The sequence below is a fragment of the Caulobacter sp. FG7 genome (genome assembly GCF_057808875.1).
Genome location: NZ_JBMDIW010000035.1, coordinates 39,649 through 54,592, shown reverse-complemented (window position 1 = coordinate 54,592; position 14,944 = coordinate 39,649). Strand labels below are relative to the sequence as shown.

At 69.5% G+C, this 14,944-nt stretch carries 14 protein-coding genes, 1 tRNA gene and 1 pseudogene; 10 read left to right on the top strand and 6 right to left on the bottom strand.

Features of this window, described 5'->3' with window-relative positions; genetic code table 11:
* The 4 genes and pseudogenes from ACODR1_RS22150 to ACODR1_RS22135 form a co-directional block, all read left to right on the top strand.
* A pseudogene (locus tag ACODR1_RS22150) lies at window positions 1-383 on the top strand (hypothetical protein); the annotation flags it as partial.
* Window positions 384-449: 66 nt separating this feature from the next.
* Window positions 450-818, top strand: coding sequence for a hypothetical protein (locus ACODR1_RS22145; protein ID WP_488882366.1), 369 nt, complete (start codon window positions 450-452; stop codon window positions 816-818).
* Window positions 819-990: 172 nt separating this feature from the next.
* Window positions 991-3,483: a TonB-dependent receptor plug domain-containing protein gene (locus tag ACODR1_RS22140; RefSeq protein ID WP_488882365.1), complete on the top strand. Its 2,493-nt coding sequence runs from the start codon at window positions 991-993 to the stop codon at window positions 3,481-3,483.
* A 3-nt stretch (window positions 3,484-3,486) separates the two neighbouring features.
* The gene (locus tag ACODR1_RS22135) at window positions 3,487-4,566 is read left to right on the top strand and encodes a cytochrome c peroxidase (RefSeq protein WP_488882364.1); all 1,080 of its coding nucleotides are present in this window, start codon (window positions 3,487-3,489) and stop codon (window positions 4,564-4,566) included.
* 126 nt (window positions 4,567-4,692) lie between these two features.
* Here the strand turns inward: ACODR1_RS22135 and ACODR1_RS22130 are convergent, their stop codons facing one another.
* Both ACODR1_RS22130 and ACODR1_RS22125 read right to left on the bottom strand, forming a co-directional pair.
* Window positions 4,693-5,418, bottom strand: a complete 726-nt coding sequence (locus tag ACODR1_RS22130; protein WP_488882363.1) for an energy transducer TonB — start codon at window positions 5,416-5,418, stop codon at window positions 4,693-4,695.
* A gap of 80 nt (window positions 5,419-5,498) precedes the next feature.
* Window positions 5,499-6,236 (bottom strand): glutathione S-transferase family protein, encoded by a 738-nt coding sequence (locus ACODR1_RS22125; RefSeq protein ID WP_488882362.1) that lies wholly within the window; start codon window positions 6,234-6,236, stop codon window positions 5,499-5,501.
* Window positions 6,237-6,331: 95 nt separating this feature from the next.
* Here ACODR1_RS22125 and ACODR1_RS22120 point away from each other — a divergent pair, with 95 nt between their 5' ends.
* The 6 genes from ACODR1_RS22120 to ACODR1_RS22095 all read left to right on the top strand — a co-directional run bounded on the left by ACODR1_RS22120 (window position 6,332) and on the right by ACODR1_RS22095 (window position 12,513).
* Window positions 6,332-7,072 carry a helix-turn-helix transcriptional regulator gene (locus tag ACODR1_RS22120; RefSeq protein ID WP_488882361.1) on the top strand — a complete coding sequence of 247 codons (741 nt, stop codon included), beginning with the start codon at window positions 6,332-6,334 and terminating at the stop codon, window positions 7,070-7,072.
* 171 nt (window positions 7,073-7,243) lie between these two features.
* The gene (locus tag ACODR1_RS22115) at window positions 7,244-9,556 is read left to right on the top strand and encodes a TonB-dependent receptor (protein WP_488882360.1); all 2,313 of its coding nucleotides are present in this window, start codon (window positions 7,244-7,246) and stop codon (window positions 9,554-9,556) included.
* Window positions 9,553-10,128 (top strand): hypothetical protein, encoded by a 576-nt coding sequence (locus ACODR1_RS22110; protein ID WP_488882359.1) that lies wholly within the window; start codon window positions 9,553-9,555, stop codon window positions 10,126-10,128. Before ACODR1_RS22115 ends, ACODR1_RS22110 begins: the two co-directional genes overlap by 4 nt.
* Window positions 10,128-11,624, top strand: a complete 1,497-nt coding sequence (locus ACODR1_RS22105; protein WP_488882358.1) for a PepSY-associated TM helix domain-containing protein — start codon at window positions 10,128-10,130, stop codon at window positions 11,622-11,624. The genes ACODR1_RS22110 and ACODR1_RS22105 overlap by 1 nt, the downstream gene beginning before the upstream one ends.
* A 136-nt stretch (window positions 11,625-11,760) precedes the next feature.
* Window positions 11,761-11,835 (top strand) — tRNA-Gly (locus ACODR1_RS22100).
* A gap of 84 nt (window positions 11,836-11,919) precedes the next feature.
* Window positions 11,920-12,513, top strand: coding sequence for an HD domain-containing protein (locus tag ACODR1_RS22095; RefSeq protein WP_488882357.1), 594 nt, complete (start codon window positions 11,920-11,922; stop codon window positions 12,511-12,513).
* Window positions 12,514-12,520: 7 nt separating this feature from the next.
* Here the strand turns inward: ACODR1_RS22095 and ACODR1_RS22090 are convergent, their stop codons facing one another.
* The 4 genes from ACODR1_RS22090 to ACODR1_RS22075 are packed head-to-tail and all read right to left on the bottom strand — an operon-like array spanning window position 12,521 to window position 14,935.
* Window positions 12,521-13,411 (bottom strand): TraB/GumN family protein, encoded by an 891-nt coding sequence (locus ACODR1_RS22090; protein ID WP_488882356.1) that lies wholly within the window; start codon window positions 13,409-13,411, stop codon window positions 12,521-12,523.
* Between the two features lie 52 nt (window positions 13,412-13,463).
* Window positions 13,464-14,138 carry a hypothetical protein gene (locus tag ACODR1_RS22085; protein WP_488882355.1) on the bottom strand — a complete coding sequence of 225 codons (675 nt, stop codon included), beginning with the start codon at window positions 14,136-14,138 and terminating at the stop codon, window positions 13,464-13,466.
* Between the two features lies 1 nt (window position 14,139).
* Entirely contained in the window at window positions 14,140-14,334 is a 195-nt protein-coding gene (locus ACODR1_RS22080) for a helix-turn-helix transcriptional regulator (RefSeq protein WP_058348510.1), read from the bottom strand.
* 7 nt (window positions 14,335-14,341) lie between these two features.
* Window positions 14,342-14,935, bottom strand: a complete 594-nt coding sequence (locus ACODR1_RS22075) for a hypothetical protein (protein WP_488882354.1) — start codon at window positions 14,933-14,935, stop codon at window positions 14,342-14,344.
* Between the last annotated feature and the right edge of the window lie 9 nt (window positions 14,936-14,944).

The window sequence follows — 14,944 nt, the reverse complement described above, 5'->3', positions numbered from 1 at the left end:
CCCCCCCCCCCCCCGCGCCGGCCGCCGCCAAGGCCGGCGAGCCCGAGATCGCCCGCCGCCCTGAACCGACGGCGCCGGCCGACAAGCCCAAGCCCTATCGCTCGGCCCGCGAGGCCGTGACTGCGGGAGCCGGCGCGACCGCCACTGCCGTGGCCACCGCGCCCCTGTTCGAAGAGATCGACGACGGTCCCGAGGCCGCCGATCCGCCGTGGTCGGACCCCGAAGCGCCGATCCAGGCCTGGGCCGACGACGGCGACACCACCGACGAGCCCGCCTATCTGCCGCCCGAGCGTCCCTACAAGCCGGTGTCCAAGGCCGCCCGCGACGCCAGGGGCGACCAGGACGAGCTGCCGTTCGACCTGGACGACGAGGACGATTACTGAGGCTCTCGCCCGGGTTGCATGGCGACGCTGCGTGAGGCACGCTCAAGTCTCTTGTGGAGACGCGCCATGATCCGCCTCGCCGCCCTCGCCTTGCCCCTGTTGATTGCCGCCCCTGCCATGGCCCAGACGCCGACGCCCTTGGCGCCGCAGAGGCTGGTGCTGAACCTGGCCGACCGCGATGGCGACGGCGTGGTCAGCCCGGTCGAGGCCGCCGAGCATCTGGCGTCCGGCGACGCCGCCGAACTGCCCGCCGCCGAGCCGTTGAGCCCGCCCCATCGGGGTCCCCGCCTCAGGCCCGGCAAAGCCAAGGCCGAGAAACCGGACGAGGCCGGCTTTCCCGGCCTGTCGATGAAGCGTCGCTTCGTCCCGGCCAGCGAGTTCGAACAGGCCCTGGAATATCGCTTCCTGGAAGAGCTGAAGGACCGCCGCAAGTAGCGGTAATCCCTTGCCGCGGGCCATCCCGCCTCGCGCACCAAAATTCCGCCCATTTTTTGCCGGCTGCGGCCATCCCGTAGTTGCGAGTCGATCTCAACGCGCCTAAGACCCCCGCCCTTATTGCGATTGATACGCACGAGCGTTGGTACGGGGCGAGTAGATGAAGCGAGCGATGATGACGACCGCGGCGATGGCCGTGGCCTTGGGCGCGGCCGGCCAGGCCTGGAGCCAGGACGAAAAGGCCGAGCGCCTGCCGAAAGTCAGCATCGAGGCCACCGCCGCCGCCCCGCCCGCCGCGGCCTACGAGGCCACCGATCCGGTCGACTCGGGCACCTCGAAGATCACCCGCCGCGCCATCGAGGACCGCTCGCCCGGCACAGGCGACGTCATCGAGACCCTGAAGATCCTGCCGTTCGCCAACTTCGACTCCGACCAGGGCCTGGCGACGCAGGAAAGCATCCAGGACATGCGCCCGGCCAAGGTGTCGATCTCGGGCGGCCAGTTCTACGACAACTACTTCTCGATCGACGGCGTGGGCGTGAACAGCCGCCTGGACGTGGTCGATATCGGCAACGCCCAGGACTACAACGAGGCCGCCGGCGGCAGCGCCCAGTCGATCTGGCTGGACAGCAACCTGCTGGAATCGGTGACCGTCCGCGACAGCAACGTCTCCGCCCGCTACGGCGGCTTCACCGGCGGCGTCGTGCAGATCGAGACCCGCCAGCCCGCCCACGTGTTCGGCGCCTCGATCACCGGCGGCTGCAGCAACGACAGCCTGACCTCGTTCAAGATCCCCGGCGTGGTCCGCGATGCGCTGAACGGCGTCGAGCCCGAGCCGCCGAACTACGAGAAGTGCCGGGTCAGCGGCTCGGTCGACCTGCCGATCAACGACAAGGTGCGCGTGCTGCTGGCCGGCGGCCGCCAGCAGACCGACATGACCTACTACCGGCACGCCAACTACGGCGGCACGCCGTTCGGCCTGAAGAGCCGCACCGACAACGCCATGGCCAAGGTCGAGGTCGACCTGGCGCCCGACCTGACCCTGCGCGGCCAACTCACCTACAGTCCCTATACGAGCGAGAACTCGGCCAACAATTCGCGCAACGCCGTGATGACCCAGAAGGGCGGCGGCGTGACCAGCAAGATCGAGCTGCTGGGCAAGCGCGGCGACGCCGACTGGTCGCTGACCGCCACCTACGCCAAGGCCCGCAGCGGCCGCGAGGCGCCGGGCACGCTGTTCACCTGGTCGTCGACCTCGGCCTACGCCAACTGGTGCTCGTCGACCAACTGCGTCGAGGGCAGCTTCGGCGACCTCGACCAGTGGCAGGAGGACATCGGCCTGCAGGCGCGCTGGAACCAGCCGCTGCTGGGCGGCGACGTGCGGCTGGGGTTCGACTACGGCCACGTGGAGGCCCGCAAGCGCCGCCCGGTAGACAACTACGCCTACCGCACCACCGTCGCCGACAGCCGCATCGTCTGCTCGCAAGGCGACCCGGCCTGCATCGCCGGCGACGCCGCCCTGACCGTCTACAGCCTCTACAAGGCCTATGACGCCTCGGCCGAGGTCGACACCGTCACCGCTTTCGCCGAGTACGAAGTCAGCCGCGGCCCGCTGACCGTGCGCGCCGGCGTGCGCTACGACCACGAAAGCCTGATCTCCAAGCACAACTTCGCCCCGCGCCTGTCGGTGGTCTACGAGATGCCGTGGGACGTCACCGCTACCGTCGGCGCCAACCGCTACTACTCGCGCGACTTCCTGGGCTACGCGATCAAGTCGCAGTACCCGGGCAACTACGTCTACAATCGCACGAGCTCGATCGTGAGCGGCCAGCGGGTGATGGGCGCCTGGACGCTGAGCTCGCACTCGGTGTCGGCGGGCCTGGCCGGCTCGGGCCTGGCCATCCCCTATTCGGACGAACTGACCTTTGCGCTCTCCAAGCCGCTGTTCGGCGGCGTTGCGCGCCTGAAGGGCGTGGCGCGCGAGACCCGCGACCAGTTCACGGCCGGCGTCGAGGAGGTGCAGAACTACGTCCGCGAGACCAACGGCCAGACCTACACCTACCGCACCACCTATCTGGGCAACGACGGCGAGACCTCGTACCGCGGCCTGTCGGCGGAATGGACCCGGGGCGTGGGCCGTCACACCTTCAGCCTGAACGGCTCGTGGTCGAAGACCGAGGACAACATGGGCGACAACACCCTTGTCGATCCTTCGGACGAGGCCGAGTACGGCGACGAGATGGTCTACTACAAGGGCGAGGTGCGCAGCCTGCTGGGCGTCATCGCCACCAACCAGCGCCTGAACTACGCGGCGCCGGGCCTCGCCAACGCCGACTGGAGCGCCGACTGGTGGAAGGGCCGCATCCGCACCAACCTCAACGCCCGCTGGCGTTCGGGCTACGACCAGATCGAGGAGACAGGCGCGACCCAGACCGTGGGCGGCGTGCGCTACGCGGTGTGGGACGTGATCCGTTACAAGGCCCAGACCACCTTCAACGCCAACGTCTCGGCCCTGGTGGCCAAGACGGCCTATGGCGAGGCCCGGCTCGACGTGCGGGTGACCAACCTGTTCGACACCCTGCCCCAGACGGTGACCGCCTCGTCGACCAGCCAGCCCTACCGCATGGGCCGGTCGTTCTGGGTGGGCATGAGCTACAAGTTCTAAGCCATGAAGCGCGCGGCGAATCTCCTTCTTCTGCTGGGAACGGCGGCGGCCCTGATCGGGCTGGCGCCGGCGCCCGACGCGACGGCCCTTCGCCGCGCCGCCTTCGCGGGCAAGCCCGACAGCTGGCCCGCTCCCACCCTGCTGCCGGGCGCCAGCTTCACGCCGTTCGGCGCCCTGCCCGCCCCCGCCGTCCCGGCCGACAATCCGCAGACGCCGGAGAAGGTCGCGCTGGGCCGCAAGCTGTTCGACGATCCCAAGCTGTCGGGCTCGGGCCAGATCGCCTGCGCCTCTTGCCATAATCCCGAACTGGCCTTCGGCGACGGGGTGAAGACCTCGTTCGGCCACGACCGCCAGCGCGGCCGCCGCAACGCCCCCACCTTGAGCGTCGTGGCCTGGCGCACGCCGCTGTTCTGGGACGGCCGCGCCGGCAGCCTGGAGACCCAGGCCCTGGGCCCCGTGGTCGACCACAAGGAGATGGCCGGCGACCCGCGCGAGATCGAACGGCGCCTGGCCGCCGATCCCGACTACCGCAAGGACTTCCAGGCGGTATTCGGCGCCCGTCGCCCGACGATGCAGGACGCCGCCAAGGCCCTGGCCGCCTACCAGCGCACCCTCAAGCCGCGCAGCAGCAAGTGGGACCGCGTGCTGTCGCTCGGCGGCCGCGTGCTCACCGACCAGGAACTCCAGGGGCTGGAGCTGTTCCAGGGCAAGGCCGGCTGCGTGAACTGCCACAACGGCCCGCTGCTGTCGGACGGCAAGTTCCACAACATCGGCCTCAGCTTCTACGGCCGCAAGCTGCAGGACCTGGGCCGCTACGAGGTCAGCGGCGACCCGGCCGACGTCGGCGCCTTCCTGACGCCGTCGCTGCGCGGGATCTCCAGGACCGGCCCCTACATGCACAACGGCATCTTCCCGACGCTGGAAGGCACGGTGAACTTCTACAACGAGGGCGGCGCACGCCCCCGGCCCAAGCCCGAGCAAGCGAGCGACCGTCTGTTCCCGACCACCACCCCGCTGCTGAAGCCGCTCGGCCTGACGCGCGAGGAGAAGGCGGCGCTGGTGGCGTTCTTGGAGACGCTGTAGGCGCGCTTCGCGCGCCCCCCTCCGGCCCTCCGGGCCACCTCCCCCAGAGGGGGGAGGATCTGATTGGCGCTATGGATGCTCCCCCTCTGGGGGAGCTGTCGCGGAGCGACTGAGGGGGATTGCCCCCTACCCCTTCACCGCGTACGCGATCGGCGTCTCGAAGCGGCGGCGGTTCCAGTCGGAGTCGCGCGGGGCCTTGGGGAACGGGGCGGCGGCGGACAGCAGGTCCATGGCGGCGGCGTCGAGCGCGCGGTCGCCGCTGCTCTCGACGATAACCGCCCGCGACATCCGGCCGAAGCGGTCGAGGGTGAAGGCCACGACGACGACGCCCTGGGTGCGGCGGCGCTTGAGCCCTTCTGGCATCACCTTGCGGGACTCGATCCAGGACAGCACCTGGGCCGCGTAGGGATCGTGGGCCTTGGCGGCCTCGCCGCGCACCTGCACCGGCGCGCCGCCGCCGGCCGGGGCCGAGGCGGCCGAAGCGGCGACCGCCACGGGCGTCGCCGTCGAGATCGAGCGGGTCTCGACCGGCTGGGGCGCGACCTGCGGGGCGGCCACCAGCGGATCGGGCGCGGGGATGGAAACCGGCCGGGGCCGGATCGGCGAGGCCATCCGCGCCTCATGAGGCACGGCCTGCTCGCGCCGCTCGTCCGACGCCTTGGACGGTGAAGGCTGCGGACTGGGGGTCATGGCCTCGAACAGCGAGGCCTCCATGGCCGGCGGCTCGGCCAAGCCCGGCATGGCGCGGACGAAGCCGACCAGCCCGACGATGACAGCCGCGTGCAGCCCGACCGACACGCCGGCGGCGAGGACCTTGCCCCCGCCCCGTCGGCCCGACCGGGGCCGCCTCATGCCTATGGATTGCGCGACACTCATAAGAATGCGTCGCATCTACAGGATGGACGGCCGTGGCACAATGTCCGGAAGGCTACCTATGCGGCCTTGAGCGTCTCGGGACGGACCTGCTGTGCGAAGGCGGAATAGAACGTCGTCAGCATCCGCTCGGCATAGGCCACGAGATTGCAGAACCCCTCCGCCCGGCGACGGATAGGCGAGTCGAAGAACGGCGTCAGGATCTGGGCCAGCATGGCGAAGACGATGGCGTCTACGCTGGTCGGCCGCTCGCCCATCATGAAGGCCTTGTCGCCGAGCATCTCAGAGAGCGCCGTCAGCGACCAGGAGGCCAGCTCGACGATCTCGTCGGGCGAATGCCGGCCGACGCCGACAGCCTTGAGGTTGGCCTCCACGGTGTCGAGCAGCCCCGCCTTCAGGTCCTGGCGCATGGCTTCGGGCGCGCCGTCGAACCAGCGGGCCGGCCCCTTCTCGAAATTGTCGAAATCGAAGAAGCGGAAATAGCAGTTGGCCCAGCCCAGCTGGTTCTCGACCATCCGCTCGATCGCCCAGGCCTGGGCGCGCTCGGCGCGGGAGAGGCCCGCATCGAGATCGACGCCATAGCTGCGCTCAAGATAGGCGCGGATGAAGGTGGAGTCGGCGACCCTGACGCCGTCGTCGTCGATCCAGGGCAGCTGGCCCTTGGGCGAGGTCTCCGGATGGGCCGGGACCTTCTGGTAGTCCAGGCCCGCCATCAGCAGGTGGATCTCGGTCTTGGTGACGTAGGGGCTTCCCTCAGGCAACCCATAGGCCGGGCCGGCGGCGTAGAGCGTGATCATCTCGAGGTCCCTCTCGTGCGGTCTTGCGATGGAGAGAGACTGCCGCCACCCTGCTGCCAGCATGCTGTCAGCAACGATCCGGCACAGTAAGACCCATGAGACGCGCTGAACGCCTATTCCAGATCATCCAGATCCTTCGCCGCAGCCGCGCACCGGTCACCGCCGACGCCATCGCGGCCGAACTGGAGACCTCCAAGCGCAGCGTCTATCGCGACATCGCCGCATTGGTCGGTCAGAGGGCGCCCATCCGCGGCGAGGCGGGCGTCGGCTATGTGCTGGAGGCCGGATACGACATGCCGCCCCTGATGCTGACGCCGGACGAGATCGAAGCCGCTGTGCTGGGCGCCCAATGGGTGGCTGGCCGTGGCGATCCCGCCCTGGCCACCGCCGCCCGCGACCTCATTGCAAAGATCGCCGCCGCCGTGCCCGACAACCTGCGCCCCTACGTGCTGGAGCCGGCCACCCGCGCCCCCGCCCCCTGGAACCCCGCGCCCGACGGCATCGACATGGCCCAGACCCGGGCCTGGATCCATGCCGGCCGCAAGATCCGCCTGGACTATCGCGACGAGAAGGGCGCGGTCAGCCAGCGGGTCGTCTGGCCGGTGACCGTCGGCTACATGGCCACCACGCGCATGCTGATCGCCTGGTGCGAACTGCGCGACGACTTCCGCAACTTCCGCACCGATCGGGTGGTGGCCGCCGAGTTCCTCGACGACCGCCACGGCCAGCGCCCCGCCGTGCTGCGCGCCCGCTGGCAGCGGCAGATGGAAGAGGAATGGGCCGCCTACGACGCGGCCAAGGCGGCCGGGGGGCTGCTTCCGCATGGTCCGGGCTAGGGCCGTAACTACGGACCAGACGCTCGCCAGGCGACTAAAGGATATTTCCGAACAGAAACAATATCCCTCGCAAATCCACGCCGCCCCCATCGCTTCTGCAAATGAGTTTGCGTTTGACTCGCAATTAAACCGCCGTTAGCTGCGACCCGTTCTTAAATAACGGGGGAATGCATGAAGTCGCGGTTGATGATGGCGAGCGCCGTCGGCGTTTGGGCGGTGCTGGCCGGCGCGGCGTGGGCCGAGGCCCCGGTCGCCACGGCGCCGGAAGCGCCGACGGAGGTCGACCAGGTGGTGGTCACCGGCGAGAAGACCAGCCGCAGCGTGCAGGACACTGTCACCAGCGTGGCCGTGACCACCGCCCGCACCATCGAGCGCGAGCAGATCCGCGACTTCTACGACGTGGTCGCCAGGACCGCGAACATGAGCGAGACCTACGGCAAGAGCGGCTTCACGATCCGGGGCGTGGCCAACAACAACGTCTCGGGCGGTGGCTCCGGGGGCCTGGCCACCGTCTATGTCGACGGCGCGGCGGTTCCCGAACGGGCCATGTACGGCGGCCCGCTGGACATGTGGGACGTGGGCCAGGTGGAAGTGTTCCGGGGTCCGCAGTCGACCCTGCAGGGCCGCAACGCCCTGGCCGGCGCGGTGATCGTTCGCACCACCGACCCGACCAACGACTGGAACTTCAAGGCCCGCGTAACCTCGGCCAGCGGCGACGACCGCTCGATCGCCCTGGCCGGCGGCGGCCCGATCGTGGCCGACCAACTGGCCTTCCGCCTGGCCTTCGAGGACCGGCAAAGCGACGGCTTCATCTACAACACCACGCGCAAGGTCGACGACGACGCCCTCGACACGCGCATGATCCGCGGCAAGCTGCTGCTGACGCCCGCCACGGCCGAAGGCTTCAAGGCCATCGCCACCATGAGCCACAACGAGCGCAAGTCGGGCTATATCTACACCTACAGCCGCACCGACACGCCGGACTACTACGACCACCGCGTCACCACGACCAACTCGCCCAACACCAGCGACATCACCACCGACATCGCCACCCTGGAGCTGGAACAGAAGCTGGGCGAGCGCTTCACCCTGTCGGGCGTGGCTTCGTGGAGCCAGGTGGATCTCATCCAGCGCTATGACGGCGACCTGGGGCCGCAGACCCTGTCCTACGGCGGCCAGAACGAGCGGATCGAGACGGCCAGCCAGGAAGTTCGCCTGAACTACGAGGGCGAGCGGCTCAGAGGCCTGGTCGGCCTGTTCCACGCCACCCGCGACGCCGATCGCAAGTCGGCCAGCCTGACCAACGTGGAGTTCCCGCGCGCCACCCTGGTCAGCGTGCTGACCTCGACCCTGATGGGCAGCGTGCCCGGCATCACCCAGCCCCAGGCCCTGGCCCAGGCGAACGCCTTCGCCAACCTCTACATCGCCGCCCTGCCCGTCATCCCTGTCGACTACACCTCGGACGCGCCGGAGCTGGTCGAGACCACCGCGCTCTTCGCCGACGGCAGCTTCGCCCTGACGCCCAAGCTCAGCGTGCTGGCCGGCTTCCGCTACGACCGCGAGAAGAACACCCAGAGCTCGGTGCAGACCGCGCGCTTCGCCGGCGTCTACCCCACCCCGGCGGCCTTCGGCGCCTATGCGCCCTATGTGGTGCTGGTGAACCAGTTCGTCGGCTCGATGGTCGCCCAGGCCGGCGCGCCCTCGCCCGAGACGACGCGCGAGTTCGAGGCCTTCCTGCCCAAGCTGGGCGCCAAGTACGCCTGGACCGACGACATCTCGACCAGCTTCGTGGTCCAGCGCGGCTACCGCTCGGGCGGCACGGCGATCAACACCGCCCGCGCCACCGTCGTGCCCTACGATCCCGAATACACCTGGAACTACGAGTTCTCGCTGCGCACCTACTGGCCGCAGTGGGGCCTGACCGCCAACGCCAACGCCTACTATGTCGACTGGACCGACCAGCAGGTGTCGCTGAACCTGGGCCTCAACCAGTACGACTACCAGGTCGAGAACGCCGGCAGCTCGCACCTCTACGGCTTCGAGTTGGAGCTGGCCCAGCGCGTCACGCCGAACGCCGGCTGGTGGGCGTCGCTCGGCCACACCAAGACCGAGTTCGACGAGTTCAACGTCCAGACCGGAACCGACACCCGCAACCTGTCGGGCTCGGAGTTCCCCTACGCCCCGCACTGGACCTTCGCCGTCGGCGGCGACTACCGCTGGAACAACGGCCTAGTGGCCAACCTCAACGCCAACTATCGCGCCAAGGCCTTCACCGAGGCCGGCGGTGCGCAGGACGGCCGCATCGCCGACGCCCGCACCCTGGTCAACGGCCGCTTCGGTTACGAGACGCGCGCCTGGGGCGCCTACGTGTTCGGCAAGAACCTGCTGAACGAGACCTACAGCCAATATAGCCGCCCCGACTTCGCCGTGGCCCTGCTGGGCGAGCCCCGCGTGCTGGGCGTCAGCCTGGAAGCGCGCTGGTGATCGGGCCCATGGTAGGATTGGGCGGTCTGGCTCTAGCCCCCCTGGCCCTGGGCGGCGCGCTGCTGCTGCGGCGCGCCTGGACCCACGCCGATGCGCGGCGGCCCTGGCTGATCGTCGGCGGCTGGGCGCTGCTGGCGCTGGCCATCGCGGTCTCCGTGCCGTTCCTGGGCGCGGCGCGGGGGCCCTCGATCGTGCTGGCGCTCGCCTCCACCGTCGCCCTGGCGCTGGTGGCCGCCGGGGTCGAGCTGCGCGAAGCCAAGCGCAAGGCGCCGCGCGAGCTGGCCCTGGAGCCGTCGGACCGTCGCCGGGTGGCCTGGCGCGGCTGGCTGCGCGGCTTTCTCGCAGGACCGCTGGGCGGGGCGGCGGCCATGGCGGTGGGCCTGGCAGTCGCCGTCTGCTTCCCGGCCGAGGTCAAGACCCGCCTGATCATCGGCGGCATGCTGGTGCCGTTCCTGTGGGCCGGCGGCATGGCCTGGACCCTGTCGGACGACAAGATCCTGCGCGCCCTGGCCGTGCTGGTCGGCGTCACCGTCGCCGGCTTCGGCGCCGTGTTCCTGAAGGGCTCCCTCTGATGCACGCCCCGCAACAAAAGTCGAAACCCGGCAAGCCGATCTGGCCGAAGATCCCTGCCCCCTTCGTGCGCGCCATGCTGGCCGGCCACTCGGCCCTGGGCCTGGCGTTCGCCGCCCTGATCTACCTCGTCTGCTTCTCGGGCGCGGTGGCGGTGTTCACCAACGAGTTCAATCGCTGGGAGCAGCCGACCGCCCCGGTGCTGCACAGCGTCACGCCCGCCGCCGTCGGCGCGGCCTTCGACGAGGTGCTGGCCAAGAACCCCAAGGCCCACGACCTCTTCATCCGCATGCCCGAGCCCGCCGTGCCGCGCCTGTCGGTGCACGGCGACGACGCCAAGGGCGGCGAGCACACCTGGTTCGCCGACGCTTCTGGAAAGATCGTCGCCGAGCAGCGCACCCCGTTCAGCGAATTCCAGGCCAAGCTTCACACCGCCCTGCATCTGCCGGGCAGCTGGGGCTTCTTCCTGGTCGGCCTGACGGGCGTTGCCTTGCTGTCGTCGCTGGTCTCGGGCGTGCTGTCGCATCCGCGGGTGTTCAAAGACGCCTTTGCCTTCCGCTGGGGCGGCTCCAAGCGCCTGCAGGAAGCCGACCTGCACAACCGCATCTCGGTGTGGGGCCTGCCCTTCCACGTGGTGGTGTCGCTGACCGGCGCCTTCCTGGGCCTTTCCGTCCTGATCGTCGGCGTGCTGGCCATGGTGGTGTTCGACGGGAACCGCGAAAAGGTCTTCGCCCTGTTCAGCGGCCCGGCCGTGGCCGACGACCCGCGCCCGGCCCCGGTGGTCGACGTCGCCAAGGGCCTTGCCGTTCTTCAGGCCAGGCATCCGGAAGCGGGCTTCAACTACATCTTCGTCGAGCATCCCGGCGAGACCGGCCAGCACATGAGCATCAACCGCGTCACGCCCGGCAAGCTGTCGCGCGGCGAGATGCTCATCGTCGACGGCAACGCCAAGGTGCTGGGCGAGGCCGGCTTCGAGAGCGGCAATGTCGGCATGGCCATCTATGCCAGCCTGACCCCGCTGCACTTCGGCTGGTTCGGCGGCTGGCCGGTGAAGGTGGCCTACTTCCTTCTGGGCCTGGGCCTGACGGCGGTGACGGCCAGCGGCGTGGCCATCTGGCTGGCCCGACGGCGCGACAAGGGCCGCCCGGCCCCGCGCTGGGAGCGGGTGTGGGTCGCCTTCTGCTGGAGCCAGCCGCTGGGCTATGGCGTCGCGGCCATGGTCGCCCTACTGGCGCCCGGCGCGCCGCCGGTGGCGGTGTGGGGCGGCGTCACCCTGCTGGCCAGCGCCAGCGCGTTCCTGTGGACGCCGCAGGTGATCTCGATCCGCCTGCGCCTGGCCTCGGCCGTCAGCCTCGTCCTGGTGGCCCTGGTCCATCTTGGCCTCAACACCGGCCGCTCGGTCGATCCGGTCGCCTGGATCATGGACGTGTCCCTGGTGCTGGGCGCGGCAGTCCTGGCAGCGTCGGTCAAGCTGACCAAGACGCCGGCCGCTGCCTGATCCCGTCGCCCCGGAACAACGAAGGCCCGCCGGCGACGGCGGGCCTTTTTCATTGGCTGTGAAAGCCCGTCCTTCAACGCTTGAGCGACGCGGCAAGACCGGCTAAGCACGACCTCCACGGTCGCTCGCGACCCGTGCGGGCGTAGTTCAGAGGTAGAACGTCAGCTTCCCAAGCTGAATGTCGGGGGTTCGATTCCCCCCGCCCGCTCCAATCTCCTCCCCATTCCGAAACGTTGACGCCCGCCCTTGCCGAGCGCACGCTGCGCGTCAAACAGACGTTCGTGAGGAGAACGCGATGGCCGACGGCGAGGATCATCCCCGCGCGCGCTTCCACGCCATGACCGAGGGCACCGCCGAGGACTGGGGCATCATCGCCCAGGCGGCCGGCGAGTACGGGCGCGAGCTGCCCGACCGGCTCATCAAGCATCTGCAACTGCTGCAAGGCGACTGCGGGGGCTTCGCGGTCGACCGGCTGGAACACAGCCTGCAGACCGCCACCCGGGCCCATCTGGCCGGCGAGGACGAGGAGTACGTCGTCTGCGCCCTGCTTCACGACATCGGCGACATCCTGGGTCCGCGCAACCACGCCGACATCGCCGCCGCCATCGTCCAGCCCTTCGTGTCGGAGGCCAACCACTGGATGGTGGCCAACCACGCGATCTTCCAGGGCTACTACTTCTTCCATCACCTGGGCCTGGACCGCGACATGCGCGAGGCCTTCAGGGGCCACCCGCATTTCGAGCGGACGGCCAAGTTCTGCCACCAGTACGACCAGCCGGCCTTCGATCCCGCCTACGAGACCCTGCCGCTGGCGGCGTTCGAGCCGATGCTCCGGCGCGTGATGAGCACGCCGAAGCGATCGATCTACCTGCGGGCCGCGGAGGCCTGAGCGCGCCCTACTGGACGCGCTCGACCTTGATGCCGCGCTTGCCCAGCAGGGTCTGGACGCTGTCGGGACCAACGAGGTGCCCCGCGCCCACGGCGACGAAGCTGACGCCCTTGCCATCGAGCTTGGTCTTCAGCTGATCGGCCCAGGCCGTGTTCCGACCGAGGATCAGGGTGCTGTAGAGCGGCTTATACTTGGTGCGCATCTCGGTGACGAACTGACCTTCGAGGGCATTCACGTCGCCGTCGGCCCAGGCCTTGACCATGGCGTCGAGCTTGGCCGGGCCTTCATCAACCTCGTCGAGCGTCGACTTCAGCAGCAGCACCTCGTCGGCGGCCGGCAGGTCGGCGAAGAAGCGGATCTGCTGCTCGGCGGTCTCGAGCTGACCGATGCTCTTGTCGTCGGCCTTGAGCTCGGCGGTCAGCACCTGCTCGACGCCCTTCTTGGGATCGAAACCGGCCTTGAGCATCGGGGCCATGGCCAGGGTGATGGCCGCCATCCACGGGCGGAAGGCGTCGAGGGCGGCCGACGGCATGCCCATCTCCTGACCGTAGGTCTTGGTCTTCTCCCAGTCGGCGGCGGCCAGCTTCTTCGACAGCGGCGTGGCCTGGTCGATGCCGTACTTCATGACCAGCGGCTGCATGACGGCCATGTCGTCGGCGCCAACCACTTCCAGCACCAGTTCGTCGGAGGACTTCAGGGCCGCGTCCAGCTTGGGCGAGCGCCACTGGGTCTCGGGGCGCAGCACGTGGACGGTGCCAAACAGATAGATGGTCGAGTCGTGATCCTGGATCTTCCACAGCGCCGGATCGGCCAGGGAGGGCGTGGCCGCGCCCAGGGCCAGCACGGAGACCATGCCGACGACGACGCGACGGGCGGCTTTGACGGACGAACGAAGCATGCGGATCCTCTTTAGGTGAAATCGGGTCGGAAACGGTTGGGGGGGTGAGCGGCTAGTCGACGAAGCCGCGTCGCCAGGCCACGATCATCGAGATCAGCAGATAGGCGATCATGTTGATGTTGACGGCGTCCCACAGCGTCAGCGGCGGCAGCAGGGCAAGCTTCTCGCCGGCGGCCCACAGGAACAGCAGCCCCTGCAGCAGGCCGTAGGATACGGCGGCGGTCTCGGCCATGGTCCGGCGCATCAGCTCGTCGCTGCGCACCCACAGGGTGATGTTGCCGGCCGTCTGCACCAGGAAGACCGCGATCAGGCCGGTCATCACCGCCGAGGCCAGCAACGGCGACAGCGGCACGAACAGGGCGCTGGCCAACGGCGGGGCGGCCAGCATGCCGGCGGCCAGCACCAGCACCCCGCCCTGCCCGGCGTAGAAGCTCGCCTGGGCGGGCGTGGCGGCCCTGGGCGCCTCGTCGCCGTTGATCCGCCGGCCCAGCGCCTTGCGGCTGAGGCTGACGGCCATGGTCACCAGGCCTACCGCGACGAGGAAGGCGGCCAGACCCAGCGAGACCACGTCGCTCGTCGAGAACTCCAGCCCGTGCCAGTAGCCCTGGCGCTTCAGCCACATCAGGGCGCGGCCGGCGAAGAAGCCGACCGGCGCGCCGACGGCCATCAGGATCAGCGCCCGGCGCGCCCGGGGCGACAGCTTCTGGGCGTTGGAAGCGACGCTCATCTCAGTCCTCGTCCTGGAAAATGGCTTCGATAGGCTGGCCGAACAGGCGGGCGATCTTGAAGGCCAGCGGCAGGCTGGGATCGTACTTGCCGGTCTCCAGCGCGTTGATGGTCTGGCGCGAGACGTCCAGCCGCTGGGCCAGGTCGGCCTGGCTCCAGTCGCGCTCGGCGCGCAGCACCTTGAGGCGGTTCTTCATCGAGGCCTCAGCGGTAGCGCCAGGACACCAGGCCCTGGGCGAGACCGAACACCACGGCGAAGACCGGCGCGACCACCCATAGCTGCAGATGCGGCGCCTTGCCGAAGGCCTCCAGAACGCCCCAGGCGGTGGCCAGCGACAAGGTCGCGCCCAGCGCCCACAGAAGGCTCTCGACCGTGATCCGCCGCAGCAGTTCGTCGGTCTCGCGCAAGACGTAGAGGCCAAGGCTGGCGAAGGCGGCGATCAGGGCGATCACCGGCGCCAGGGCTGCGGCGTAGCCGAGCGCGCCCTGCGTCAGCCCCGCCATGTGGAGCTGGACCGCCCCGAGCAGCAGGACGACATAGGCGGTCATCGCGCCCAGGAATCCGATCAGGAAGCCGCGCATCGCAGGACGCACCGGCTCGCCGCCATAGAGGCGCCGTGCGGTGGAGGCGAAGGCCGCGGCCGCGAAGGCCATGGCGACGGCGCCGACATAGGTGGGCCATTGGCCGCGCCCGAGCAGCAGCATCGCCATCGAGCCGCCGACGCCGACCACGCCGACGAGGACCAGGATGGCGGCCTTGGCCGGCGCCGGGCGGGCGCCCTTCAGAAAGGCGTTCATGGCGTTCCC